General features: G+C 60.1%; 22 protein-coding genes. 14 read left to right on the forward strand and 8 right to left on the reverse strand.

The window, feature by feature from the left end:
* The first annotated feature begins 110 nt into the window (after positions 1–110).
* The 5 genes from MSNKSG1_RS15035 to MSNKSG1_RS15055 all read left to right on the forward strand — a co-directional run bounded on the left by MSNKSG1_RS15035 (position 111) and on the right by MSNKSG1_RS15055 (position 7,616).
* The gene (locus tag MSNKSG1_RS15035; protein WP_008940145.1) at positions 111–749 is read left to right on the forward strand and encodes a TRAP transporter small permease subunit; all 639 of its coding nucleotides are present in this window, start codon (positions 111–113) and stop codon (positions 747–749) included.
* Positions 749–2,113: a TRAP transporter large permease gene (locus MSNKSG1_RS15040; RefSeq protein ID WP_008940146.1), complete on the forward strand. Its 1,365-nt coding sequence runs from the start codon at positions 749–751 to the stop codon at positions 2,111–2,113. The genes MSNKSG1_RS15035 and MSNKSG1_RS15040 overlap by 1 nt, the downstream gene beginning before the upstream one ends.
* A gap of 13 nt (positions 2,114–2,126) precedes the next feature.
* Positions 2,127–2,906: a 3-hydroxybutyrate dehydrogenase gene (locus MSNKSG1_RS15045; RefSeq protein ID WP_008940147.1), complete on the forward strand. Its 780-nt coding sequence runs from the start codon at positions 2,127–2,129 to the stop codon at positions 2,904–2,906.
* Between the two features lie 16 nt (positions 2,907–2,922).
* The gene (locus tag MSNKSG1_RS15050; protein WP_008940148.1) at positions 2,923–4,914 is read left to right on the forward strand and encodes an acetoacetate--CoA ligase; all 1,992 of its coding nucleotides are present in this window, start codon (positions 2,923–2,925) and stop codon (positions 4,912–4,914) included.
* A gap of 458 nt (positions 4,915–5,372) precedes the next feature.
* Entirely contained in the window at positions 5,373–7,616 is a 2,244-nt protein-coding gene (locus MSNKSG1_RS15055) for an NADP-dependent isocitrate dehydrogenase (RefSeq protein WP_008940149.1), read from the forward strand.
* Between the two features lie 83 nt (positions 7,617–7,699).
* Here MSNKSG1_RS15055 and ybaK read toward each other — a convergent pair whose 3' ends face one another.
* Positions 7,700–8,170, reverse strand: coding sequence for a Cys-tRNA(Pro) deacylase (gene ybaK / locus MSNKSG1_RS15060; RefSeq protein ID WP_008940150.1), 471 nt, complete (start codon positions 8,168–8,170; stop codon positions 7,700–7,702).
* A 105-nt stretch (positions 8,171–8,275) separates the two neighbouring features.
* Between ybaK and MSNKSG1_RS15065 the strand changes: the two genes are divergently transcribed.
* The gene (locus MSNKSG1_RS15065) at positions 8,276–9,538 is read left to right on the forward strand and encodes a sensor domain-containing diguanylate cyclase (RefSeq protein ID WP_008940151.1); all 1,263 of its coding nucleotides are present in this window, start codon (positions 8,276–8,278) and stop codon (positions 9,536–9,538) included.
* 1 nt (position 9,539) lies between these two features.
* Positions 9,540–10,826 (forward strand): serine hydrolase domain-containing protein, encoded by a 1,287-nt coding sequence (locus tag MSNKSG1_RS15070; RefSeq protein ID WP_008940152.1) that lies wholly within the window; start codon positions 9,540–9,542, stop codon positions 10,824–10,826.
* Between the two features lies 1 nt (position 10,827).
* Here MSNKSG1_RS15070 and MSNKSG1_RS15075 read toward each other — a convergent pair whose 3' ends face one another.
* Complete coding sequence (locus tag MSNKSG1_RS15075) at positions 10,828–11,172, reverse strand: hypothetical protein (RefSeq protein ID WP_008940153.1); 345 nt, start codon at positions 11,170–11,172, stop codon at positions 10,828–10,830.
* A gap of 208 nt (positions 11,173–11,380) precedes the next feature.
* Here MSNKSG1_RS15075 and MSNKSG1_RS15080 point away from each other — a divergent pair, with 208 nt between their 5' ends.
* On the forward strand, positions 11,381–11,632 hold the full coding sequence (locus MSNKSG1_RS15080) for a hypothetical protein (protein WP_008940154.1): 252 nt from the start codon (positions 11,381–11,383) through the stop codon (positions 11,630–11,632).
* Here MSNKSG1_RS15080 and MSNKSG1_RS15085 read toward each other — a convergent pair.
* Positions 11,626–12,633: a hypothetical protein gene (locus MSNKSG1_RS15085; protein ID WP_008940155.1), complete on the reverse strand. Its 1,008-nt coding sequence runs from the start codon at positions 12,631–12,633 to the stop codon at positions 11,626–11,628. The genes MSNKSG1_RS15080 and MSNKSG1_RS15085 overlap by 7 nt on opposite strands.
* 223 nt (positions 12,634–12,856) lie before the next feature.
* Between MSNKSG1_RS15085 and MSNKSG1_RS15090 the strand changes: the two genes are divergently transcribed.
* From MSNKSG1_RS15090 to MSNKSG1_RS15100, 3 genes are read left to right on the forward strand one after another with little or no spacing between them, the layout of a single operon-like run.
* Positions 12,857–16,387: a response regulator gene (locus MSNKSG1_RS15090; RefSeq protein ID WP_008940156.1), complete on the forward strand. Its 3,531-nt coding sequence runs from the start codon at positions 12,857–12,859 to the stop codon at positions 16,385–16,387.
* A gap of 32 nt (positions 16,388–16,419) precedes the next feature.
* The gene (locus MSNKSG1_RS15095; RefSeq protein WP_008940157.1) at positions 16,420–16,971 is read left to right on the forward strand and encodes a hypothetical protein; all 552 of its coding nucleotides are present in this window, start codon (positions 16,420–16,422) and stop codon (positions 16,969–16,971) included.
* Between the two features lie 43 nt (positions 16,972–17,014).
* Positions 17,015–17,428 carry a response regulator gene (locus tag MSNKSG1_RS15100; protein ID WP_040886967.1) on the forward strand — a complete coding sequence of 138 codons (414 nt, stop codon included), beginning with the start codon at positions 17,015–17,017 and terminating at the stop codon, positions 17,426–17,428.
* Positions 17,429–17,455: 27 nt separating this feature from the next.
* Here the strand turns inward: MSNKSG1_RS15100 and MSNKSG1_RS15105 are convergent, their stop codons facing one another.
* Positions 17,456–17,728 carry a hypothetical protein gene (locus tag MSNKSG1_RS15105; RefSeq protein ID WP_008940159.1) on the reverse strand — a complete coding sequence of 91 codons (273 nt, stop codon included), beginning with the start codon at positions 17,726–17,728 and terminating at the stop codon, positions 17,456–17,458.
* A gap of 543 nt (positions 17,729–18,271) precedes the next feature.
* Here MSNKSG1_RS15105 and MSNKSG1_RS15110 point away from each other — a divergent pair.
* Positions 18,272–18,508, forward strand: a complete 237-nt coding sequence (locus tag MSNKSG1_RS15110) for a hypothetical protein (protein ID WP_008940160.1) — start codon at positions 18,272–18,274, stop codon at positions 18,506–18,508.
* Here the strand turns inward: MSNKSG1_RS15110 and MSNKSG1_RS15115 are convergent.
* Entirely contained in the window at positions 18,477–18,989 is a 513-nt protein-coding gene (locus tag MSNKSG1_RS15115) for a 3'-5' exonuclease (protein ID WP_040886988.1), read from the reverse strand. The two genes, MSNKSG1_RS15110 and MSNKSG1_RS15115, sit on opposite strands and share 32 nt — an antisense overlap.
* 156 nt (positions 18,990–19,145) lie before the next feature.
* Here MSNKSG1_RS15115 and queC point away from each other — a divergent pair, with 156 nt between their 5' ends.
* Both queC and queE read left to right on the forward strand, forming a co-directional pair.
* Complete coding sequence (queC, locus tag MSNKSG1_RS15120) at positions 19,146–19,811, forward strand: 7-cyano-7-deazaguanine synthase QueC (protein WP_008940162.1); 666 nt, start codon at positions 19,146–19,148, stop codon at positions 19,809–19,811.
* Positions 19,811–20,467, forward strand: coding sequence for a 7-carboxy-7-deazaguanine synthase (gene queE, locus MSNKSG1_RS15125; RefSeq protein ID WP_008940163.1), 657 nt, complete (start codon positions 19,811–19,813; stop codon positions 20,465–20,467). Before queC ends, queE begins: the two co-directional genes overlap by 1 nt.
* Positions 20,468–20,470: 3 nt before the next feature.
* Here queE and MSNKSG1_RS15130 read toward each other — a convergent pair whose 3' ends face one another.
* The 3 genes from MSNKSG1_RS15130 to MSNKSG1_RS15140 all read right to left on the reverse strand — a co-directional run bounded on the left by MSNKSG1_RS15130 (position 20,471) and on the right by MSNKSG1_RS15140 (position 24,456).
* A complete protein-coding gene (locus MSNKSG1_RS15130) occupies positions 20,471–21,535 on the reverse strand; it encodes an AraC family transcriptional regulator (RefSeq protein WP_040886968.1) in 1,065 nt (354 codons plus the stop codon).
* Positions 21,536–21,676: 141 nt separating this feature from the next.
* Positions 21,677–22,579 (reverse strand): alpha/beta fold hydrolase, encoded by a 903-nt coding sequence (locus MSNKSG1_RS15135; protein WP_008940165.1) that lies wholly within the window; start codon positions 22,577–22,579, stop codon positions 21,677–21,679.
* A gap of 116 nt (positions 22,580–22,695) precedes the next feature.
* A complete protein-coding gene (locus tag MSNKSG1_RS15140; protein ID WP_008940166.1) occupies positions 22,696–24,456 on the reverse strand; it encodes an ExeM/NucH family extracellular endonuclease in 1,761 nt (586 codons plus the stop codon).
* Between the last annotated feature and the right edge of the window lie 8 nt (positions 24,457–24,464).

Raw genomic sequence — 24,464 nt, forward strand, 5'->3', positions numbered from 1 at the left:
TAGCCAATTCCCAACGCCGGACGGAGCTTCGGCGTCATGAACCACTACGGATGGCCCTTCGGGGCCATCCGTGTTTCACACCAACGGCTTTCTGAGCGAGGTATTCCCCCATGACGGTGTCTGATCAGGGCTCACCGCAAAACCCCCGGGCGTCGATCGACGATCCGGATGAATTTCTGCATCATCACACGGAGCTCCCCACGACCCGCCTCAGTCAGTGGATCGATGGCCTGCTGACGGCAATCGGAAAAGGAGCGTCCTGGGCCTGGGTCATCGTGACCGGGTTTATTATCTACGCGGTCGTTGGCCGCTATGCCTTTGGCCATGGATCGGTCCTGCTCGAAGAACTGGAATGGCATTTTGCGGGTGCCGGCTGGCTGCTGGGCATGGCTTATACATTGGTGGTCGATGATCATGTCCGGGTCGATGTGCTGCACGAGCGGTTTTCGCTCAGAACCCAGGGCTGGGTTGAACTGTTCGGCCTGCTGGTCCTGTTGCTGCCTTTCCTGGGGCTGGCCATCTACGAGATGGTGCCCTACGCCATCAATGCCTATAACGTTGGCGAAACCAGTCAGGCCCCGGCCGGTCTTTCCAATCGTTGGGTTCTGAAAGCAGTGCTTGCCCTGGCCTTCATGCTCATTGCTATGGCGGCAGTCTCCCGGCTTCTGAAAGTGACCGCCCTGCTGTTTGGTCTCCCCCGGCCCATCAGGGTCCAGTCCGACAACGCGAAGAAAGAGGATGTGTCCTGATGGAGCTCGAAACCCTGTTTGTAATCGGCATGTTCGCGACGTTCGGCGTGCTGTTGTTGACCGGTTATCCCGTTGCCTGGGTACTGGGTGGTACGGCGGTGATCTGGACCGTCATCGGTGTGGTGGCCGTGGATCAGTTCGGGGCCAGCCTGTGGTTTGATTATCCCTCCTCCATGGGCCTGGTGCCGGAACGGATATGGAGCATTGTTGAAAGTCCCACCCTTGTGGCCCTACCCATGTTCATATTCATGGGCATCATGCTGGATCAGTCCGGCGTCGCTGAGCGTCTGATGACCAGTATGGTCAAGCTTTTCGGTAATGTCCGTGGCGGTTTTGCAGTTACGGTGATTGTGATTGGTGTTCTGCTGGCGGCGACCACCGGCATCATCGGTGCGTCGGTGGTTCTGCTGGGCATGCTGTCATTACCGGTCATGTTGCAGAGTAAATACGACAAGGGCTTTGCCGTGGGTACCGCCTGTGCCACGGGCACCCTGGGCATTCTGATTCCCCCGTCGATCATGCTGGTTCTGATGGCCGATCGTCTGGCGGTTCCCGAGGCCTCGGTGGGCGACCTGTTCATGGGCGCGTTCCTGCCCGGGTTGCTGCTCGGCACCATGTATGTCGCCTATGCGTTGATCCGCCCCTTCCTTCAGCCCAAGGTGGCGCCGGTTCCCGAGGGAATCGAGAAGGTCAGCTGGGGGCTGGTATGGGAAGTCTTCAAGGCGGTGTTGCCGACGGCAGCGCTGATTCTCGGTGTCCTCGGTTCCATTTTCGCCGGCATTGCCACGCCGACGGAAGCGTCTGGTGTTGGTGCCCTGGGTGCCCTGATACTGGCACTGGCGGCCCGTCGACTGAACCTGGAGGTACTCCGCTCTTCCCTGTATCAGACGACCCGGACGTCGGCCTTCATCTTTGCCATTTTCCTGGGCGCAACGGCGTTCTCCGTGGTGCTGCGTGGCCTGGGCGGCGATGTTGTGATCAAGGATGCCCTGCTGGGTCTGCCCTTCGGTCCGGACGGCGTGATCCTGACCATCCTGTTCGCGGTTTTCCTGCTGGGGTTCTTCCTGGACTGGGTGGAAATTACCTTGATCATCCTGCCCCTGGTTGCGCCGGTGGTGCAGCATCTCGGGTTTGACCTGGTGTGGTTCACCATCCTGTTCGCCATGTGCCTGCAGACCTCTTTCCTCACGCCTCCGGTCGGCTTTGCCCTCTTCTACATCAAGGGTGTGGCGCCTCCGGAAATCAAGGTGACGGATATTTACCGTGGCGTGGTGCCCTACATCCTCATACAGCTGGCAGCCCTGGCTATTGTGTTCCTGATACCGAGTATTGCGACCTGGCTGCCGAGCATTGCTGCCAACTAAGGAGAGACTGACGATGCGTCTAGAGAACCGGATTGCCCTGATTACCGGAGCCGGCCGCGGCATTGGCCGCGCCATCGCCGAAGCCTACGGCCGGGAAGGGGCAAAGGTGGCGGTCGCCGACCTGACCCTCGATAGTGCACAGGAGACTGTGGCGGCCATCGAGCAAGCCGGAGGTACCGCCATGGCGGTGGCCATGGATGTCACCAATGAAAACCAGGTGGACCAGGGTGTCGAAGCGGTGGTGGAACAATGGGGTGGACTGGACATTGCCCTCGCCAACGCGGGCATCCAGCATATTGATCCGGTGCACAAGCTGGCTTTCTCGGACTGGAGCAAGGTCATGAGCGTGCATCTGGACGGCGCCTTCCTGGTGACCCGGGCCGCGCTCCGCCACATGTACGAAAGCGGTGGTGGCAGCATGCTCTATATGGGATCGGTGCATTCGCTGGAAGCCTCGCCCCTGAAATCCCCCTATGTTGCCGCCAAGCACGGCATGCTTGGCCTCTGCCGGGCCGTCGCCAAGGAAGGCGCCGAACATGGCGTGCGCAGTAACATCATCTGTCCGGGCTTCGTTCGCACGCCCCTGGTGGACAAACAGATCCCGGAGCAGGCGAAGGAGCTCGGCATTTCTGAAGAGGAAGTGATCAGCAAGGTCATGCTTAAAAACACCGTGGACGGTGAGTTCACGACCCTCGAAGACGTGGCGGAACTGGCCGTTCACCTGGCCGCGTTCCCCTCTGCCGCATTGACTGGACAGTCCATCGTGGTCAGTCACGGATGGCATATGCAGTAAGAATCAGGAGAAACGGATGAGCAAGACTGAACAATCGCCGGTGGTCTGGTCGCCCTCGGAAGACACACTCACTCATTCCCGGATGGGCGAGTTCAAGGCATGGCTTGAACAGCAGGGATTTGGCCCTTTCCCGGACTATCACGCGTTGCACCAGTGGTCCATTGATGACCTGGAGACCTTCTGGCAGAAAGTCTGGGATTACTGTGGCCTGGTCTGTGACACCCCGGCTGAGCGGGTGCTGGGTAAGCGTGATATGCCGGGTGCCGAGTGGTTCCCGGGTATGAAGCTGAACTTTGCCGCCAACCTGTTGCGGTTGGCGGACGGGGATCACGCCGATCGTGAAGCGATCGTGGCCTACTGCGAAACCCGGCCGGTCCTCCGGAAAACCTACGCTGAGCTGAAGGCCGATGCCGGTGCCCTGGAGGCTTTCCTGCGCAGCAAGGGTATCCAGCAGGGTGACCGGGTGGCCGGCGTCGTCACCAACGGCTACGAGGCCATGGTGGGCATGCTGGCGGCTACCAGCCTGGGTGCGATCTGGAGTTCCGCGTCACCGGATTTCGGCATCGGTGCGATCAACGACCGCTTCGGTCAGATCGAACCGTCGGCGCTGATCGTGGTGAATGGTTACGGATACGGGGGCAAGGTGTTTGCCCGCCAGGACGACTTCGCGGATCTCATTGCCGGCCTGCCGTCACTGAAGGCTGTTGTCAGTGTGGCGCAGCTTCCCGACGAAGACCCTGTTCCGGGCAATCTGGTAACCACCTGGGACGACGCGCTTGCCCTTGGTCGGGGTAACGCCCCATCGTTCACCCCTCTGCCGCCGGACCATCCCGTCTACATCCTCTACTCCTCCGGTACCACCGGAAAACCCAAGTGCATTGTCCATGGTAATGCCGGTCTTCTGGTCAACCACGCCAAGGAGCTGATGCTGCATGGGGATGTCGGACCGGAAGACCGCTTCCTGTATTTCACCACCTGCGGCTGGATGATGTGGAACTGGCAGGCCTCCGCGCTGATGACCGGCGCTGCCGTTATTACCGTGGATGGTTCACCCGGTTACCCGAACCTGAGCTTCCTCTGGGAGACCGTGGCGCAGGAAAAGGTCACCCACTTCGGCACCAGCGCGCGCTTTATCGCCGGATGCCGGAAAGCGGGTATCCAGCCAGCAAAGACCCTGGACCAGAGCGACCTTCGCGTCGTGTTCTCCACCGGTTCGCCGCTGCTGCCGGAAGACTACGACTGGATCTACACCGATGGCTCCCCCGACGTACTGCTGGGTTCCATCGCCGGTGGCACTGACATTTGTGGCTGCTTCGTAGGGGCCTGTCCCCTGTTGCCGGTTCGCCGGGGCGAAATCCAGTGCCGTTTCCTCGGCGTGGATGCCGTCGCCTACGGTGATGACGGCAAGCCAGTGAGCGAGGGCCGGGGCGAACTGGTCTGCCGCCAGCCCCTGCCGTCCATGCCGGTCAGCTTCTGGGATGACCCCGAGGGTGAACGCTACCGCGATGCCTACTTCAACACTTTCCCCGGCGTCTGGGCCCACGGTGACTTCATCGAGTTCACCGAGCACGCTGGCGCCATCATCTATGGGCGCTCCGATGCCACCCTGAACCCGGGCGGCGTCCGTATCGGCACTGCGGAAATCTACCGACAGGTGGAAACCGTCGCCGAGGTCAAAGACAGCCTCGTGGTCGGGCGCCAGATCGACGGCGACGTCGAAGTCGTCCTGCTGGTGGTGCCCGCCGACGGTCAGGATCTTACCCCGGACCTGCTCAAACAACTCCGCACCCGCATCCGCGAGGGCGCCAGCCCCCGACACGTGCCCAAACACATTGTCGAGGTGCCGGACATTCCCTACACCCGCAGTGGCAAGAAAGTGGAATTGGCGGTCGCCCGACTGATCAACGGTTCCAAGAAAGCCGATAACAGGGATGCCTTGGGGAATCCGGAAGCTCTGGACCATATCCGGGAACGATTGGCTGACGCCAAACTGTTGCCGGAAGGTTGAGGCCCTGTGGCAGCCTGAGGCGGCAAATTGTTGACAATATAAGGTCGCAATACGCCGTTTCTTTTCACAGTCCGGGAGGATGACGAAACCGTCTGAAGAGCGGTGGTGTGGCCGCGGCCCAAAACTGTGCGGAGCCAGGGATGGCGGAGCTCAAGCGCCCCATGGACGGGCTTGAGCGGGTTTTGGGCCGCGGTCACACCACTGCGATACTCCCAGACTAAAAAATTCAAAATGTTAGAAACTTTCGTAAATTCCTGCCATTTCATCGTCCTGTAACCGAAGATCCGGCATTTTTAGTCCGTTCTTATACTAAGATCGTAACCAAGAATTACGAAAAAATGGTATCTTAGTAGCCCTATCAAAAGTTCCTGAATCAGTCATGGCGCAGGCCCCCTGTCCAAAAGACCCCGGGCCCGGCAATGACCGTCCTGAATCCACCCAATAGCCTGAGGACGAAAATGACATCATCCAAAGCCAAGATTGTCTACACACTGACCGACGAGGCACCTGCTCTCGCCACGCGGTCCCTGCTTCCCATCCTGGAAACCTTCTCCAAGCCGGCTGGCATTGAATTTGAAACCAGCGACATTTCTCTCGCGGCGCGTATTCTGGCGGCGTTTCCGGATTACCTTGAGGAAGATCAGCGCGTTCCGGATGCCCTGGCTGAATTGGGTGAGTACACCAAGGACCCGGACGCGAACATCATCAAGCTTCCGAACATTTCTGCGTCCATTCCCCAGCTTCGTGCGGCCATCAAAGAGTTGAACGAGCAGGGCTACAAGCTCCCCGAGTACAAGGAGCATCCTGAGACCGACGAAGAGAAAGAAGTCCACGCACGCTACAGCAAGGTCCTGGGCAGTGCCGTTAACCCGGTTCTGCGGGAAGGCAACTCCGATCGTCGTGCGCCCGCCGCGGTCAAGGCGTTCGCCCGCAAGTACCCGCACACCATGGGTGAGTGGAGCCCGGCTTCCCGGACCCACGTCGCGCACATGCGCGGTGGCGATTTCTACTCCAGTGAGCAGTCTGTCACCCTGGACAAGGCCACCAATGCACGCATCGTGTTCGAGAACAAGAAGGGCGAGCAGACCGTTCTGAAATCCGAACTGCCGCTGCAGGAAGGCGAAGTGCTGGACGGCATGTTCATGAGCAAGAAAGCGCTGGTGAAATTCTTCGAGGACGCTATTGCGGACTGCGAGAACACCGGCGTCATGTTCTCCCTGCACGTGAAAGCCACCATGATGAAGATCTCCCACCCGATCGTATTCGGTCACGCGGTGAAGGTCTTCTTCAAGGAGCTGTTCGACAAGTACGGCGACCTGTTCGAAGAGATCGGCGTCAACCCGAACAACGGTCTTTCCTCGGTCGTCGAGAAGATCAAGCAGTTGCCGGAGTCCAAGCAGGAAGAAATCCAGGAAGCCCTGCATGCCTGCTACGAGCACCGTCCGGAAATCGCGATGGTGGATTCGGTCAAGGGCATCACCAACCTGCACGTTCCCAGTGACGTCATTGTCGATGCCTCCATGCCGGCCATGATCCGCAACTCCGGCAAGATGTGGGCCCGTGACGGTAAACTGAAGGACACCAAGGCGGTCATGCCGGAGTCCACGTACGCTACGATCTACCAGGAAGTCATCAATTTCTGTAAGACCCACGGTGCGTTCGATCCGACCACCATGGGTACCGTGCCCAACGTCGGCCTGATGGCCCAGAAGGCGGAAGAATACGGTTCCCACGACAAGACCTTCGAAATCAAGGAAGACGGCGTTGTTCGTGTGGTCGCCGAGGACGGCACCGTCCTCACCGAGCACAACGTCGAGCAGGGCGATATCTGGCGTGCCTGCCAGACCAAGGATCTGCCGATCCGTGACTGGGTCAAGCTGGCCGTCAGCCGCGCCCGCGCTACTGGTATGCCGGCCGTGTTCTGGCTGGACGACGAGCGTGCCCACGACGCACAGCTGATCAAGAAAGTCGAGATGTACCTCAAGGAGCACGATACCGAAGGTCTGGATATCCGCATCATGTCTCCGGTTCGTGCCATCCGCTGGACCATGGAGCGTCTGATCCGCGGTCTGGACACCATCTCTGTTACCGGTAACGTCCTGCGTGACTACCTCACCGACCTGTTCCCGATCCTGGAGCTGGGTACCAGTGCGAAAATGCTGTCCATCGTGCCGCTGCTCAATGGCGGTGGCCTCTACGAAACCGGTGCGGGGGGGTCTGCGCCCAAGCACGTTCAGCAGCTGATTCAGGAAAACCACCTGCGGTGGGATTCACTGGGTGAGTTCCTGGCGACGGCGGTTTCCCTGGACGAACTGGGCGAGAAGCAGCACAACGAGCGTGCCCGCCTGCTGGGTCAGACCCTGGACAAGGCCACCGAGCGCCTGCTGGAAAACAACCAGTCTCCGTCCCGCGTCACCGGCGAGCTGGACAACCGTGGCTCCCACTTCCACCTGGCACGCTACTGGGCCGAAGAGCTGTCGAAGCAGGACGACGACAAGGAGCTCAAGGAGTTCTTTACCAAGCTGTCCAAGCAGCTGGAAGAGAACAAGGACAAGATCCTGGAAGAAATGACTGTGGTTCAGGGCCATCCCGCCGATATCGGTGGCTACTACCACCCGCCGATGGAAAAGGTCTGCCATGTCATGCAGCCAAGTGAGACCCTCAACAAGATCCTCGAGGATGCCCGTGCGTCTGTGAAGTGATCTGGTCAGGCCTTACCTGTCAGAGGCGAAAAACCGGAGTGCCCGAGGGGCCTCCGGTTTTTTTATGCCTACGCTGGAGGCCGTTATTCCTGTTGCAGCGGCGCATATTGCCCGCCGGTGAGCGCCAGCAGATCGTCCGGGGCCAGCTCGATTTCCAGTCCACGCCGCCCGGCACTGACGTAAATGGTTGGAAAAGACCGCGCCGACGCGTCGATCACCGTGCGCAGCCGTTTTTTCTGACCCAGCGGACTGACGCCGCCAAGCACATAGCCGGTCGCCTTCTCGACGTCTTTCCGATCAGCCATGGCGGCCTTCTTGCCACTGGCGGCCTTGGCCACCAGCTTCATGCTGAGCATGGCACTGACCGGCAGAACGGCCACAACCAGCTCCTTGCCGTCCAGGGTCACCACCAGGGTTTTGAATACCTGCTGCGCCGGGACCCCCAGTTTCTCCGCGGCTTCCTCGCCATAACTCTCACTGTTTGGATCGTGCTGGTATTCGTGGATATGGTGGCTGACCTTTGCCCGCTTCGCGGTGTTGATCCCGGGTGTCATGAGGGCTCCTTTTTACGATGCTTGACTTCCCGGCTCTCGACTTGAAGCGCGGGCAGGGCTATTTTGCTATAGGGAACAGGACCGAATTCCGGGTAAAGGGTATCCATGGCTTCATTCGATGTCGACAAGCGGCGTGTTCGCCGTTTGAGCGACCAGCGCGGCCCCGTCCGTCGCGCACTCTGGGCAGCATTTATTTACGTCTTGTTTGGCACCGTCTGGGTCGCCTTCTCGGATCGTCTGGTTGAGCATTGGTTTCCGGCTTCCGACGCCCTTACCGTCGTTCAGACCTGGAAAGGCTTTCTGTTTGTGTTGCTGACCGGCGCGGTTCTGTTCGCGGTTACGCTTCGCCAGCTCAACAAGGATCGAAAGCTTCTGAGGTTGCAGCATAATCAAAGACAGGCACTCCGGAAACGTGAACGTCAGCTGTCCGTCCTCATGGATAATCTCCCGGGCATGGCCTATCGGTGCCGCTTTGACGAGTACTGGACCATGCTGTTTGTCTCCCAGGGTTGTGAGCGGCTGACGGGATACCGGCCAGAAGAGCTGGTGAACAATCGCAGCGTACCCTTTGCCGACCTGATTGCCGGCGAAGACATCAATGAACAGTTAACTGGCGATGTCCAGGCAGCCCTGGAAAAAGAAGAGCCCTTTTCTCTGGAATATCCCCTGATCCGTAAGGATGGCCGGGAAATCTGGGTTTGGGAGCGCGGGCGCGGAGTTGAGGATGACGGCGGCGAGCTGGTGCTCGAAGGTATCGTTCTGGATATTTCGGATCGGAAGGCGCTGGAAGACGAGCTTGAGGAGCTTGCCATCCGGGATCCGCTGACCGGCCTGTTCAACCGGAGGGAAACGACGCGCCTGTTGGATGAGGAAGTGAAACGGGCAAAGCGTTATGGCCGGTCCATGGCCGTGCTCTGGATCGATTTCGATCACTTCAAGGAGATCAACGATACCCATGGTCATGCTGCCGGTGACCGGGTGCTGGTTTCCACCAGTCAGTTGTTGTCGGAAAGCGTTCGCAGTGTCGATATTGTGGGTCGCTTCGGCGGAGAAGAGTTCGTCATTATCCTGCCCGAAATGGATGTCCGTGAGGCGCAGGAAACGGCGGAGCGATTGCGTCAGAAGGTCGGTGATACTCGCATTAGCCTCGACAATGGCGAAAGCGTCCGGTTGACGATCAGCGTCGGGGTTGCAGTGTACCCCGAACACGGAATCGATCCGGCCCGGCTTTGTGCCGCGGCTGACCGGGCCATGTACAGCGCCAAGACCGAAGGGCGCAATCGGGTCGTCATGGCAGTTCGGCCAATGTCAGCGGAGGAAACCACCGACACACTCGAACCTTCAGCCTCGAACAACGATAAACGATAATATGAAGTCGATTACCCGTCGTACCCTGCACACCTTCGAAGTGCCCAAAGACCTTGCCAGCGTCACCTTCCGGGATCCGGATGGCGAAAATCCAGGCGCGGCAGGCGTGTCGCCGTCCTCCGTTGAAGCCGTCTGGCGCAGCGTCGAAGCGTTGTACCGGACGGGGGTCCACCCTGGTATCCAGTTGTCGGTACGTCACCGTGGCCATCAGGTCTTGCACCGGGCGATCGGCCATACCCGGGGCAACGGCCCGGAGGATGGGCCCGATACCCCGAAGGTACCGATGACCACAGATACCCCGATTTGCTATTTCTCGGCGTCCAAGGCGGTGACCGGCCTGCTGATGCACATGCTGTCCGAGCAGGGGCTGGTCAACCTGATGGATCCGGTCTCCTATTACTGCCCGGAATTTGCCAGTCATGGCAAGCGGACCATCACCGTTCACCAGATTCTTTCCCATCGAGGCGGTATTCCGGCCATTCCACGGGAGACGCCCATCGATGTGCTCTGGGATCGGGACGAAATCTGGCGAATCCTGTGCGGGGCCAGGCCGGTAGAGGTCGATGGTGCCAAGGTGGCCTATCACGCCATCACCGGGGGCTTTGTGCTGCAGCGGGTGCTGGAGAAAGTGACCGGGGCCAGTATTGAAGCCTATATCGACGAGCATCTGCGCAAACCGATGGGTATGAAGTGGTTTACCTACGGGATTGCCCCCGAACATCTCACCGAGCTGGCGACCAACTATGCCACCGGCCCGCGACCGGTCTTTCCGGTCTCATGGGTCGTGAACCGGGCTCTCGGCGGGGATATCAAGACCGTTGAACAGGTGACCAACGACCCTCGATTCCAGGAGGCGGTGATTCCCGCTGGCAATCTCTGCGGCACGGCGGAAGAAATGGGCCGGTTTTTCCAGATGATGCTCAATGGTGGCGTCTGGAACGGCAAGCGGATATGCCGGGAAATTACCGTCAAGCGGGCTATCCAGCAGTTTGGCTCCCTGCAGATCGACCGGACCATGATGATTCCGATGCGCTTCAGCGCCGGCCTGATGCTCGGTGGTAACCCCGTCGGCCTGTGGGGGCCCCAGAGCCGGTATGCTTTTGGCCACATCGGCCTGATCAACAAGATGTGCTGGGCCGACCCTGCACGGGATATTTCGGTCAGCCTGCTCAACACCGGCATCCCCATCGTTGGTCATCACCTGCCGGCGCTCGCACGCTTCGTCTACACGGTCTGCAAACAGTTCCCCCTGATTCCGGAAACCCAGCGGCCCCTGATCGCGATCTGATTCAGAGCGTTTCGACCTGGGCTTCCAGTATGCCGAGTACCGAGGACAGGATGTCCCGGAAATCGGTCAGTGTCTGGGTGCGCTGAATGACATCTTCACGGTGTTCGTCCAGCCGCTCCAGCTTGGGGACAACCCGACGCATGCCTTCAGTCACCACTTCGTAGGGGAAGTGGTGATCCTGAACGCTCAGCTTGTTGATCTCGGCCACCTCCTGGCTGAGGATGCTGATGATGTCGTAAAGCATGTCCTTGTGCTGGATACTGCTGGCTTCCCAGTAGGCATCATCCAGTAATTCCAGCAGTGACTGGTATTCTCGGAGCGTGTCCGCAACGGTGGTCTGGGTCATGGTTCACTCGACTTCTGCTGTGGCCCGGAATGGACGGGAAACGCAATGGCTGCCAGATGGAACTATAGCAGGGGATCTGGCGTGTCAGGTATACGGGGGCGGATGGCAAAAGTGAAACCCAGTTCATTTTTATTGCAGTCCGCCCCGGGAACAGGCAGACTGCCATTCAGAAACCGGATGTTTCAGTGCTCAACGGACGAGGCCGAACATGGAAAAAACCGATCCCCCACGCCAGGCGCAGACCCGCCGCTCGGTCCGGCTGGACCAGCATGAGAGTGTGCGTAGCCACGTGCGCGACCAGGTGCGCTCCGAAGTCGAACGACTGGAACGCCGCATCGAGACTCTCCGACTTACCCGGGCGCCCCATGCCGACATCATGATCTCGACCTACGAGCGATTGCTGGATCGCAAGAAAGGGTTTCTTCAGAACTGGGATCTCAAGGACGGCGGCGTCTACTGACGCTGCGATACCGATTCGGCATTCCAGGCGGTAACTTCGTCCCCGGTCTCCTGGTTGGCACAGTAAGCAGGGTTGGGAATGGTGTCGCCATCGACGTCGGAGTTGGGATCATCAATCCGTGAGGGTTCCCCGTTGGATGTGAAGATACGCACCTTGAGTGCGGGGTAGTCCATCTCCACCCGGAGGCAATCCGGGCTTTCATCGCTGTCGCTATAACCGGAATAACCACCGAGGGTCAGGACCGTCTGATCCGGGCTCTTGATGAACAGCGTGTCCACATTGTCGACGTAGTCCTGGCGCAGCTCGACGCTGCCATGGTTGCGGCTCAGGTAGTCCGCGGTCGCATATTCCGGCGCATTGTAGCCGAGGGCCACGAACTCATTGGCGTCGAATCGGCTCCCGGCCAGCACACTCAGCAGTTCCGGTTGATCCTCCTTGACCGCGTCGTCAACGCTACGGCTGACGTACTGGATGGTCCGGTACACTTTTTCGGTCAGCCCCGATCCCTCGGCGCCCTGGGGCAGGTAGCGCCAGTCCAGTGTCGGATACATCCAGATCCTGTCATTGAGTGGTGCTGCGTCCAGGGTTGCCGCCTGATCCGTGAACCGGATCTGCGCGCCGTTGCTCCGGCTGTTATAGGTGCCCGCCTCGCTGTCTGCAATTCTCTGACGGATGTAACGGCGGCCTTCATCGAAATTATCCACATTGCCGTAGGCGATGACCTGGTTCATCAGGTCCAGCGGGTTGCGAACCGTGACATAGTGCGTGCCATCGTCCGACGGAGTGGCGCCAATGAATATATCCACGTGGCTTCGTATTTCGGCAACCGTTTGCTGGTCCTCGGAATCGGACCCCGTCGGCTCGATACCCCGGTAGAAATCCCAGAACCGGGTGTGATCCAGATTGTCCGGTACGGTCTCGGTGTTAGTGAGGTTGAACGTGGAGAATGTGAGATCGACATCCTGGGCCGGATTGATGGTGGTTGACCCCGTGCTTTCCATCCCGCACCCCACCAGGCCAGTGACAAGTAGCGAAGCGGTCGTGAAAATGCAGGAATGTCTCATTTCAGAAGGCCCTGAGGTGCGTCGTGTGAGAATAAAAGCTAAAGTGGTTAACCGCGGGGCCGGAAGCGGTCTCGGTTGACCTGCTGCCGGGTCGACCTTTCCGGCCCAGACGTTGACAATAAATCATAATACCGGCTTGTGCCCGCGCGGAGATCACATTTTGCAGCAACGGTTGAACCACTCCTGTCCCCGTCCGGCGGTGTTTGTATCGCTGTTGATGGTGCTTGCGTTGCTCTGTCTGTCCATGGCCGCGCACGGACAGGAGCGGTGCCGGAACGGCACCCTGATGGTGAACAGCAATACCACCAGCATACGGGATCTGGGTGGTTGTATTGCCTATCTGGAGGACCCGGGCAAGGCCATGACGCTGGAGGATGTTCTCGCCCTGCCCGCCGATGCCTTCACCCTGCATGACGGTGGCATCCTCAATTTCGGCTATACCGAATCCGCGTACTGGACCCGGATCGACCTGAAAACCACCGATGACACCGCCCCGTCCGACTGGATCCTGGAGCTGGCATTGCCGCTGGTGGACCAGGCGACACTGTACCTTGTGCGTAATGGCCAGATGGTCTCTACCGGCCGAGCGGGATATACCGATAACTGGCAGGAGCGGGATCTGTCGGTACCCAATCCCACGTTCCGTCTCAAGTTGCTGCCGGACACGGTTACTTCCGTGTACCTCCGCATTGTCACGACCAACACTTTCCGGCTTCCGATCACACTCTGGCATCCGGACAGCTATATCGAGAAAGTCTCGGTAGAGGAAGCGGTCCGGGGTCTGCTTCTGGGCGCCATTCTGTCGATTCTCGCCTACAACCTGTTTGTGGCCGTATCGGTGCGTGAACGAAGCAACGTGTACTACGTGCTCTACCTGGTTTCGGCGGTGATCTTCATTTCCACCGAACAGGTGCATGGTATCCAGCTGCTGGACGAACGACCGGCCATTCTCAACAAGCAGTATCTGCATTTCCAGATCGTGATGACCTGGTTCTGGGGCCTGCTGATGGCCCGGTCCCTGCTGGAAACCCGGGAACATTCCGCCGACCTCGACCAGGTGATCCGCCTGTGCCTGTACTCGGTGGTGGTGACCTTTATCCTGTGTTTCTTCCTGCCCTACCACATTGCCATGGAGTGGATCGTACTGGGATCGATCCTGCTCAGTGTCATCATGATCGTGGTCAGTTACCTGGCCTGGCGCTATTACAACCCGGCCGCCCGGTCCTATTTTTTCGCCTGGACCCTGGCGCTGATCGGCGTGGGTGTATACGCCCTGACGGTTATGGGCTACCTGCCGCTGAATACCTTCACCATGTATTCCACCCAGATCGGCCTGACTGCCCAGATCATCCTTTTTTCGTTTTCGCTGGCGGATCGCATCAAGCAGGTTCAGGGCGAGGCTCTGGGTTGGAGCCAGCGAGCCTTGGCCAACCTGAAACGCTACCAGTCGCTGTTCGATAACGCCGTCGAAGGCGTTTTCCAGATGACGGTGGACCGGCGTTTCCTGACCGCCAATCCGGCGATGGCGGGCATGCTCGGCTACAGCAGCAGCGGAGAGTTGCTGCGCCAGAATCCGGACGTGCTGGAGACCTGCTTCCCGGACGAACGCCTCCGGCGACTGGTGATCGAACAGCTGGAAACCAAGGGGACGGTCAAGGGCATCGAGGCCCGCTATCTGACCCGGGACGGTGCCGAACGCTGGGCCACACTCTCCCTTCACACGGTCTATGATGCCGAAGGGGAGCCGACCCATCTTGAAGGCACCTGCATCGATGCCACGGAGAGCCACCAGCGCCAGCGTATCGAGCGTGAACGTGAGCAGGAACGCCTGGAGAAGGAGCTGGCGCGTAATTCGGCCGAGGCGAAAAGTCAGTTTCTGGCCAATATGAGTCACGAGATCCGCACGCCGCTGGCGGCGATCATCGGATACGGTGAAACGCTCCTGGATCCGGACCTGACGGACATTGAGAAGCGGAACAGTGCCGAGACCGTGGTACGCAGCGGTCGACACCTGCTGGATCTGGTGAACGACATCCTGGACCATTCCAAGATCGACGCCAACAAACTTGATGTCGACATCGTGGCCGTCAATCTGCCCGAGCTTCTGGACGAAATCCGGGCATTCTTCACGCCCCGCGCCCAGGAGAAAGGCCTGGAGTTCAGTATCGTCTGTGATTTCCCCCTGCCGGAACAGATCCTCACAGATCCGACCCGTTTCCGGCAGATCATCATCAATCTGTGCGGTAATGCGCTCAAATTCACGGAAAAGGGCTCGATCACGCTTGTAATACGTTGCGACAGTGACCGCGAAACCCTGATCGCCAAAGTCGTGGATACGGGCATCGGAATGAAGCCGGAACAGCTCAGCCGACTGTTCGATCCCTTCGCCCAGGGCAGTGCCGCCATTTCCCGCCAGTATGGCGGCACCGGACTGGGCCTCAGTATTTCCCGCCGACTGGCGGAATTGCTGGGCGGTACCATCGTTGTCAGCAGTACCTATGGTGAGGGCAGTGAATTCGAACTGACCATCCGCACGGGCTCGCTGGACGGTGTCCATTTCCTGCGGGATGCATCCGAACTGAGTCAGCGTCGCCGTGCGATTCCCATGGTGCTGGCGCCGAGGCTCTCCGGCCGCATTCTGTGTGCGGAGGATAATGAAGTGAACCGGCGCCTGGTATCGCTGCTGGTGTCACGGACCGGGGCGGAGCTCGTTCACGTGGGAAATGGCGCCGAGGCACTGGAACTGGCAATCCGTGAACCGTTTGACCTGATTCTGATGGATATCCAGATGCCGGTCATGAACGGTCGTGACGCCACCGCGGCGCTCCGTGAGGCGGGGGTAAACACCCCGGTGATTGCTCTGACGGCAAACGTCATGGCGGAAGACATTGCCGACTATCGACTCGCCGGTTGCAATGAACACCTGGCCAAGCCGATCGATAAACGCCGGTTCTACGAATTGCTCGCCCGGTATCTGGTTGTCCAGCCAGGTTCGGCGGCATCCGCGAGCGATCGCTACCGGGGCCGGGTACTGGTGGCAGAGGACAATGAGGATAACCGGCAGCTGGTGGAACGGATGTTGCGCCGTCAGGGCCTGGAAGTGACCTCGGTGAGCGGTGGTGACCAGGCGGTGAAAACGGCACTGGCGGAGACGGTTCACCTGGTACTGATGGATCGCCACATGCCGGGCCTGGATGGGGTGGCGGCCACCCGACTGCTCCGTCAGGCCGGATTCCGTCGGCCCATCATCGCTTTCACAGCCGGGGATCAGCAGGAGACCGATGCCCTGATGGATGCTGGTTGCGACGGGGTGCTGAACAAGCCGATTGATCAGGTGCATCTCGATGCGCTGCTCGCTCGCTTTCTGGAAGCGACCGAAGCCCATTCCGGGGAGCCGGAGGAAGAGGATATAGCGGATCTGGTGTCCCGTTTCCTGGATGGATTGGGAGGCCGCCAGACTATTATGAACGAGGCTCTCCGCAGCCGTGATAGCGAGCGCCTGCGCACAGAGGCCCACCAGATCAAGGGGACGGCCGGAGCCATGGGGTATCCGGCGATGACCCGGCAGGCGGGCACTGTGGAGGCTCTGGCAAAGATCGCCGACCCGGACTGGGAGCAGATCCGCAGTGAGCTTTCGGCGCTGAATGACATGATAGACCGGGCGCTGGCGTCGCAGACGGCCTCGCCCTGAGCCCTTTATACCGAGGAAGACAGGAACACACCATGGCAACGACATCTCAAGACAGTGAGCAGCAATCCCTGAGCATGATGTACGGGACCTACGCGGATATCCTGTTCGTGCTCTTTCCCTTCCTGGTCATCGGTATGCAGCGGCTCTGGGATGGCAAGCTGTATGATACGCTCATGCAGCCGGATCTCAGCATCGCCGCCGCCATCCTGGCCGGGCTCGCGATGGGAAAGTTTGTTCTCGGCCTGGTGGTCAACCGGGAACTGGGGCGTTACAAGGAACGCATTGTGTTTTTCATTGCGTTGACCCTGTTCGTGGTACTGGGGCCCTCAATCATCCTGATGCTGAGCATCGTCGGAAATGCGGAAGTGCCGGGGTTTGTTGCCTTCGTGCAGCCTGTCCTTCTGATCATCGCCATTTCCCTGTACAGCACGGCGGTCAGTATCAGTAACCTGCTGACCCGGTTTGCCGCCGACGAAAGGCAGCCGGAGACCGCTGAAAAGGGCCGGGCGTCCACCGATCCTGATGCCCGGCCTCGTCCGGCGCCTCTGGATCTTCCCCGTCGAACCGGCAACGATGGTGTATGAACAACAACCGGGGTAATGCGGGTCAAATCATTGGAGATTAGGAATGACGGACCTTAGAGTATTGGTAGTGGAAGACGAGCCTGTCATGCGTGAGCGACTGGTAGAGATGCTCTACCATGCGGGGGCATCAAAGGTGGTGGAGGCGGTCGACGTGGCATCGGCACGTGCGGCATTCGCTGACCAGGAATACCAGATCATCCTGCTGGATCTCGGGTTGCCGGATGGCAATGGTCATGACCTGATGCTTGAATTCAAGAAGCAGCGTGAAGAGCAGCATGTCGTGCTGGTCACCGCCGATGATTCCATTGAGAGCATCCAGAAGGCGATCAGTGCCGGTGCGAATGGGTATGTGGTCAAGCCCTATTCCCAGGAGAAGATTCACGACGTGGTCAACAACTACGCCATGGTTCACGGTAATGAAATGGCGATGATGCAGGGACTGAACCGGCCGCACTGACCGGTCCGGTCCCCGGGATTCACTGGCTCACGCGACCTGGCGGGCTATCCAGGAATTGTATCGGGTCGCCAGGGCGCGCACGTAGCGGGCTTCGGCGCCCCCGAGGTTGCCCAGGACACCCTTGAAAATCCAGCCTCGCTCATAGAGCCCAAGCACCCGCTGTTCATCGTCCAGATTGACGCGCTGGTTGAGTTTTTTGCAGATGGCATCCAGCAGTGGCAGCTTCTCCGGGCGCTTGATAGGGCCCTGGCGACTGGCCATGGGCTGATTGGCTGCGCGGTGTATCGGATGTCTTTTCATGATAGTCCCCTTATCGTTTTGCGACTGCAAAAACAAAAACCCCGGTGCCACTGGCAACCGGGGTTCCTGGGAAGTACCGACCCGGTCGCTGCAGAGGCTCCCGGGACTGACCGAAAGCCGCTAGATGTCTTTCACCATGGCGCGCACGACCTGCCCTTTGCGACAGTCGGCGGCTGTTTTCAGAATGATGGCTGGTGTCATGCGGGTCATACCGGCTCTTTGGTTTCGATTCAGTCCTCAGTGTATCGGCTATCGTCCGCTTTGCAATAGGCGCACCGCTTCGGCAAACCCTTACAGACGGGCGGCCGGCATGAACGCATAATTCTCCGCGTCACGTGTTTTACGTTGTGCAATCCGCGATGCCTGCCGCGCCAGGTGTCTATGGATCTCTCCTTTCTACGCAGCCGTCTTGGCTGCGTTTTTTTTTGCATCTCGGAAAGTTCGTAGCCAGTACTTCGTACAGACCTTTGGTCGGAATTCGAAGATAATTCGCACCCTACATTGTGAATTTCCAGACGAACAAAGAGGTTGAAACCGAACAAAATGTCCGACGAAACCGGATCTGCCAGCAACAAATTCCGCACTGATTTTATGGTTGAAATGGCGCTGGTCGCTGCGCTTGTATGCTATCTGGTCTTGGCCCAGGGGCAGGCGGTAGGCGAGAATCTGAGCTTTACGGTTGCAGGCGCCGGGCTGATGGCCCTGGCAACCTACTGGACCTTGCACACGCTTAAAGACGGATTGCAGGTTATTGCACTGCGGCTTCGTCCTGGAAAATAATCCGTTCCCAGGTCTTGTGCAGGATCAGCGCATCGTTTGCGGCGCGGTGAACGGGCAGTCCCAAGTCTGAAATGACTTGCTGACGCACACCGGACCAGTGCCGGACCTGCTGGCTGTTGAGGAGCATGGAGATCGACTCCAGCTGGAAGTTGGGTTGTGCTTTTGCGGCCCGGAACAGCCGGTGCAACCAGAAGCTGTCAAAGGTCCAGGCATCGCAGAAAACCTGGTCCGGAAGCAGGCTGTTCAGTTGTTGCGCCACTTCCGCAACGGCCATTCCCTCTTCGTTCAGCGTTTCCCTTGAGATGCCGTGAATGCGCTCGGCGCTCTCAGACCAGTCCTGCCAGAGCACATGGGGGCTGATGAGCCAGCTGTGCAGTTCACCGTCCGGCATGCAGATCCCCACCTCAATGGGATAACTTGCGATGAGATCCAGGCTTGAGGCCTCGAAATCGATGAATGCCGGAGTGAAATCGCTGGTCATGGTACCCGTGTCGTTTTCAACGTTGTTTTCAGTCGAGTTTACCCGGCCCACCGCCGAGACGCGAACCCAACCTTGCCCTCCACTGTTACAATATCTCCACTCATTGTAAAACCGTGATGACACCGACGGTTATCCAAACCCGGTATGGGAGCCTGAATGACTGACACAGTAGTTGTGATTTACTCCGGAGGAATGGATTCGTTCACTCTCCTTCACCATGCGCGGGCCTGTGGTTATCGCGTCCATGCGCTGTCCTTCAACTACGGGCAGCGCCATGTTCGCGAACTGGACTGTGCCCGGGACGTCTGTCGCGATCTGGGGGTTCCCCACAAGGTTATTGATATTCGTGCCATGGCAGAGGTCATGAGTGGATCCGCATTGACCTCTGATATCGACGTGCCGGAGGGGCACTACGAAGAGGACAGCATGAAGGCAACGGTGGTGCCCAACCGGAACATGATCCTGCTCTCCCTCGCCACGGGCTATGCGGTGACCGCGGACGCATCGGCCGTATGGTTCGGGGCCCACGGGGGCGATCATGCCATCTACCCCGACTGTCGCCCTGAATTTATCCGGAAGATGGATGCGGTGTGCCGGATCGCCAACTACGAACCGGTGGGGATCGAGGCGCCCTTCATGGCCATGGACAAGGGCGCTATCCTTGCCCGCGGCCTGGAGTTGGGCCTGGACTACAGCCAGACCTGGACCTGCTACAACGGCCGTGAAAAGGCGTGTGGCCGGTGCGGTTCCTGTGTCGAACGGCTTGAGGCCTTTGCGGCGAACGGGGTAACCGATCCGCTGGATTACGAGGTATCCGCCTGATGTACCGGGTCAAGGAGGCGTTCTACACGCTTCAGGGAGAGGGCGCCCAGGCAGGTCGGGCCGCGGTTTTCTGCCGCTTCAGCAAGTGCAACCTCTGGACGGGGCGGGAGAAGGACCGGGCCAATGCAGTCTGTAATTTCTGTGATACGGACTTTGTCGGCACCGACGGCCAGAATGGCGGACGGTTCGAGACCGCTGAGGCCATGGCGGATCACATCCAAAGACTCTGGCCCGACGCGGCCGGACGGCCTTATGTCGTCTGCACGGGAGGCGAGCCTTTACTGCAGCTCGACGAGCCCTTGATCGCGGCCTTGCATCACCGAGGTTTTGAGGTGGGGGTTGAGACCAACGGGACACTGCCCGCACCGGCAGGGATTGACTGGCTTTGTGTCAGTCCGAAGGCGGACGCGGAGGTGGTGATTGAATCCTGTGATGAACTGAAACTGGTCTACCCCCAGCCGCTGGCAATGCCCGAACGGTTCGAGCACATCCATGCGCACCATTATTTCCTGTCCCCCATGGCTTCACCGTCGGCCCCGGCTGCCGGCGATGATCCGGTCAAGCAGAGCAACACGCGGAAGGCCACCGATTATTGCCTGGCACACCCGCGCTGGCGTCTCACGCTCCAGATGCACAAGATCATCGGCATCGACTGATCCTCAGGCGGTCGCCCTGGAGCGAGCCAGGTCGGCGGCAGCCTTCTGAGCGTCGCTGCGGTACTGGCTGGGGCTGGATCCCGTCCAACGTTTGAAGGCGCGGGTGAAATTGGCGGCGTCGGCGTAACCCAGGGCATCGGCCACCTGGCTGAGGTTCATCCGGGTGCGGGTGAGCAACTCTCCGGCCCGCTCCAGCCGCACGTCGTCCACCAGATTCTGGAAGCTCGCGTCTTCTTCCTGGAGCCGTCGCTTCAAAGTCCGTTCGGACACGAAGAGGGTGGCGGCAACCCGCGCGAGTTTCGGCGGGAAAGGGTGGCTGGTCTCGATGACGCGACGAACCCGACAGGCAAAGCCGGCATTTTCGGTCAGGCGTTGCAGGGCCTCTTCACACTGGGCGCGTGAGGCGGCCGCAAGCTGATCATCCGAGAACCGGACCGACAGGTCCAGGCTCGCGCGGGGTATGACCAGTGCGTCCTCCATCGCATCGAACTGGACCGGTACCGGAATGGATTTTCGGAACCGGGGAAAGTAGTGGGGCTCCGGGCCCCGTCTCAGAATTCTCGCCCCCGCAATCGGCGTACCGGTAAGCTGGCTGCCCATGAAGGCGCAGCCAAACAACACCGCGTCCATGATGAAACCCTGCAGCGGGCCCAGATCCACGTCGCAGGAGACGCGAAAGTGGGCCTCATCGTTGGCGAGGCGTTTCTCGATCCGGAGGTGTGGCGCCCGCAGGGTCAGGAAGCGGGTGAGCAGGGCCAGGCTGTCGGCCAGTTTGCGGCTGCTCATGACGGCGGTGCCGAGGTTGCCATGGAGGGGGAGCTTCATTTCCCGGGCCATCAGGATGCCCAGTCCGGGCTCTCCGCTTTCGATGATAGCGCGAGTCACAAATTCGCTTGCCTGCGCCTGACTGACCCGCAGTTCCGCGGAGTTGAGACGGGAGGGATCCAGGCCCACACGGAGCAGTAGGCCCTGATCATCAACTCCAAGACTGTGGAGCAGTTCTGCCAGGATATGCAGGTAGATCGCCGGCATACCCAGGTCCTGAGCGGTTGAGACTGAGGCGTGCATGGATGTCCTCGTTAGGTCATTCTTGTTATGTAAGGGATGAAGTCAGTTATTCGATTATCCCGTCTGTCCGCTCCCTGCCCATGGCTTCGGTGACGTCTCATTCGGCTCGATGGGCCAACTGGCCCGATCGACTGCCTTTCCTTATGCCGGCTCCCGGCCGGCTGCACAGCGCTCGACAAAATGTCGGAGCACTGCCGCAGATTTCGCTGGTGTTTCAACCATTGGAAGGTGGCCTACCCGGGGAAATACATGCACTTCTGCGTCCGGCGTGGCCTTTTCGAACCAGCGGACGCAGCGGGTGGGCGTGATCACGTCCCGCTCTCCCCACTGGACCTGCAAGGGTGGTGTGTCCGCTCCCAGGTAACGGGCCGGCGCCAGGGGGTCGGCCAGCATGTCCCGGAAAATATGGCGGAGTGATTCGGTTCGTCCCAGCAGGTCCGGGCCGAGCAACCCGGTCATGGCGATCCCCGACACCGTCGGCTTGCCATTGCCGACGGTATTGAACATCCGGTACACGCCACGCCAGTCCTGAGGGATCAGAATGGCATCACGATCGCTCTCGAAAGGCGCGTTCAGGTCCGCGTCGGGATGCTCGGGAATGCCTGCACTGTTGAGCAGCGTGACCGACCGTGGCGCCGGCGTCATGATGTGGGCCAGTATCGCGGCAATGGCGCCGCCCATGGAGCTTCCCGCCAGGTGGATATTGTCGGTCGGCAGATCGGTGAGCCAATCCCTGAGGCGCTTTGCCTGGCTCTCGTAGCGATAGCTGGCGTCCGGCCGGTAATCGCTTTCTCCCAATCCGGGCAGATCCGGTGCCAGCACGTGCCAGTGTCTGGGCAGGCGCTGAAGCCAGAGTGTCCAGTTTTCCTTCATGGACGCAAAACCGTGAATCAGCACGACTGTCGGACGTCCGCCGCCGGCCTGTCCCCTTTCAAGGTACACCATTTCATGGCCATCAAGGGTCGTGGTGCGTCGCCGGGCATTGAGTAACCAGCGCTGTCCGGTACGGGCCGCGGGCCAGAGATTCGGGGCGGGGACTTTCATACACTATCCTGACACGTTGACTGTAGCTATCAGTGTAGCGGCAGCCGGCGCCGGGGCGATGGCCCAGGTGCCGTCCGCCGCGGGCAGCCGGGTCATCTGCCACGGTGCCGGACAGGTCAGAGGCGGAGGTCGGTAATGACCGGATTATGGTCAGAGGAGCGCCAGGGGCCGTCGACCCGATCTGCGGCCACGCCCCGATAGCCCAGCGCCGGAGGTTCGTCGGCATTGATCAGCCAGGTGGCGGTACCGATGACGCGGGCCTTCAGGCCGGGGGACACCAGCGCATGGTCCAGAGAACCTTTGAGGCCCCTGAATCGATAGGTGTAGTGGTCGCAGTCCTCGGGCTTGCACGGGTGGCGATGCGCCACCTCGTTGCGGTACCCGCGTTCCCGGAAGACGGTCAGGGGGGTCTCCCGGGAGTAGCTGTTGAAGTCGCCGGTTACCAGCGTCCCTGACGTGTCGGTTTCGGGCGGGAGGTCATCCAGCCACGCGGTTACGGCCTTCGCCTCACGGGTCCTGCGGTGGGCGAAGCAGCCCTGTCCATCGTTCTGGTCGCGGTCGGCACCCTCGGCATGCCGGCAGGATTTGGATTTGAAGTGAACGACAACGATCCGCACCGATGGTTGGCCGCCGAGTCGTCGAAACGATTGCGTCACGGGCGGGCGACCCCAGTCCCGGAACGGGCCGCTGGTCAGGCGTTGGGGACGTCCTGTGGGGACCACTCGATCGGCGCGGTAGAGCAGCGCTGTGCGGATGGCATCTGAGCCGTCCCGACCGGGGGTCCTGACGAAGTCCCAGGCGGGCCCCAGAGCGTGGCCAAGCTGGTTGATCGCGCTGTTTGCCCCGTAGCCATCGTTCTCCAGTTCGGTCACTGCCAGGATGTCCCCGTCGGATTGGCCCAGCGCCGTGACGAGCCGCTTCTGCTGTTTCTGCAATTCGCTTTCGGATCGTGCGCCACGGGCCGTTGGAAAACCTCCCCCTTGGCCGTCACCATTGAAAAAGTTGTTCAGGTTGAGGGCGACGACCCGGACCGTCTTCTCGCCTGGCGGGCGCGCCGGGGGCGGGTATCTGGGATTTGTCCTGGCCAGGTTGGGTGTCCCGATCGGTTGCAGGCGCCATCGTTTGAACCGGAAATCCAGAATGCCGCCAAGATCCTGCAGCGTATCGCCACTGCGAAGGGTGGCCCGGCCATGTCCGGGATCGCCCAGCCAGGGGATCGGCCGTGGCTGACGGACGGCACGACCGTCATCAAGCACCAGTTGTCCGTTGTGGATGCTGGCGAGTTTTCTGGCGGCCGAGGGCCCGGGTGGCAGGTATTCTGTTGGTACGATTGTATCCGTGGATCCCAGGGTCACCTCGCCATACCGCGCAAGGTTGCGGGTATCCAGTACGGTCATGGCCGCAGGCACGTCAACCCGCATATTCTCGAATGCTTCGAACCTGCCCGGATCCTGAGCCGACAGAGTAACCGGGCGAGGCATCGGGGCATCCTGGCAGACCCGCAGCGAGTTGATGTCCGCCAGTTCCGTCAGGCCATGGAACTCCCGGACCCTGCCGGTAACGCGAAGGCGTTTGCCGGGGGAACCGGCGCTGCGTCTGGTGTACACGAAAAGAGCTTCGGAGGTGTCCGGATCGTCGTCGGTTTCGTTGTCGGCCTGTTGGAGGTAGAAACCCTGGAATTCACCAGGGTTGCGGGAATCGAGCGTCAGGATGCCTTCGACAGTGACAAGCTTGCCCTCGAGTGGAGACCGGGCCCCTGATCCCTGGACTGCATGGATGGGCGTGAACCGGTCACCGCACGGGGGTGTTGCCGCGAGGGCGGAGGATGTTCCCGGGAAGATCAGGCACGCGGCGAGCAGTGCGCGGAAAAACAGCATCGCGGACC

This window comes from Marinobacter santoriniensis NKSG1, assembly GCF_000347775.1.
Taxonomy (GTDB): domain Bacteria; phylum Pseudomonadota; class Gammaproteobacteria; order Pseudomonadales; family Oleiphilaceae; genus Marinobacter; species Marinobacter santoriniensis.

What these genes read in the sequence shown, in the direction of transcription:
- MSNKSG1_RS15035 (WP_008940145.1), top strand. Translation starts at nt 111, where the DNA reads ATGACGGTGTCTGATCAGGGCTCACCGCAAAACCCCCGGGCGTCGATC.
- MSNKSG1_RS15040 (WP_008940146.1), top strand. Translation starts at nt 749, where the DNA reads ATGGAGCTCGAAACCCTGTTTGTAATCGGCATGTTCGCGACGTTCGGC.
- MSNKSG1_RS15045 (WP_008940147.1), top strand. Translation starts at nt 2,127, where the DNA reads ATGCGTCTAGAGAACCGGATTGCCCTGATTACCGGAGCCGGCCGCGGC.
- MSNKSG1_RS15050 (WP_008940148.1), top strand. Translation starts at nt 2,923, where the DNA reads ATGAGCAAGACTGAACAATCGCCGGTGGTCTGGTCGCCCTCGGAAGAC.
- MSNKSG1_RS15055 (WP_008940149.1), top strand. Translation starts at nt 5,373, where the DNA reads ATGACATCATCCAAAGCCAAGATTGTCTACACACTGACCGACGAGGCA.
- ybaK (WP_008940150.1), bottom strand. Translation starts at nt 8,170, where the DNA reads ATGACACCCGGGATCAACACCGCGAAGCGGGCAAAGGTCAGCCACCAT.
- MSNKSG1_RS15065 (WP_008940151.1), top strand. Translation starts at nt 8,276, where the DNA reads ATGGCTTCATTCGATGTCGACAAGCGGCGTGTTCGCCGTTTGAGCGAC.
- MSNKSG1_RS15070 (WP_008940152.1), top strand. Translation starts at nt 9,540, where the DNA reads ATGAAGTCGATTACCCGTCGTACCCTGCACACCTTCGAAGTGCCCAAA.
- MSNKSG1_RS15075 (WP_008940153.1), bottom strand. Translation starts at nt 11,172, where the DNA reads ATGACCCAGACCACCGTTGCGGACACGCTCCGAGAATACCAGTCACTG.
- MSNKSG1_RS15080 (WP_008940154.1), top strand. Translation starts at nt 11,381, where the DNA reads ATGGAAAAAACCGATCCCCCACGCCAGGCGCAGACCCGCCGCTCGGTC.
- MSNKSG1_RS15085 (WP_008940155.1), bottom strand. Translation starts at nt 12,633, where the DNA reads ATGGAAAGCACGGGGTCAACCACCATCAATCCGGCCCAGGATGTCGAT.
- MSNKSG1_RS15095 (WP_008940157.1), top strand. Translation starts at nt 16,420, where the DNA reads ATGGCAACGACATCTCAAGACAGTGAGCAGCAATCCCTGAGCATGATG.
- MSNKSG1_RS15100 (WP_040886967.1), top strand. Translation starts at nt 17,015, where the DNA reads ATGACGGACCTTAGAGTATTGGTAGTGGAAGACGAGCCTGTCATGCGT.
- MSNKSG1_RS15105 (WP_008940159.1), bottom strand. Translation starts at nt 17,728, where the DNA reads ATGAAAAGACATCCGATACACCGCGCAGCCAATCAGCCCATGGCCAGT.
- MSNKSG1_RS15110 (WP_008940160.1), top strand. Translation starts at nt 18,272, where the DNA reads ATGTCCGACGAAACCGGATCTGCCAGCAACAAATTCCGCACTGATTTT.
- MSNKSG1_RS15115 (WP_040886988.1), bottom strand. Translation starts at nt 18,989, where the DNA reads ATGACCAGCGATTTCACTCCGGCATTCATCGATTTCGAGGCCTCAAGC.
- queC (WP_008940162.1), top strand. Translation starts at nt 19,146, where the DNA reads ATGACTGACACAGTAGTTGTGATTTACTCCGGAGGAATGGATTCGTTC.
- queE (WP_008940163.1), top strand. Translation starts at nt 19,811, where the DNA reads ATGTACCGGGTCAAGGAGGCGTTCTACACGCTTCAGGGAGAGGGCGCC.
- MSNKSG1_RS15130 (WP_040886968.1), bottom strand. Translation starts at nt 21,535, where the DNA reads ATGCACGCCTCAGTCTCAACCGCTCAGGACCTGGGTATGCCGGCGATC.
- MSNKSG1_RS15135 (WP_008940165.1), bottom strand. Translation starts at nt 22,579, where the DNA reads ATGAAAGTCCCCGCCCCGAATCTCTGGCCCGCGGCCCGTACCGGACAG.
- MSNKSG1_RS15140 (WP_008940166.1), bottom strand. Translation starts at nt 24,456, where the DNA reads ATGCTGTTTTTCCGCGCACTGCTCGCCGCGTGCCTGATCTTCCCGGGA.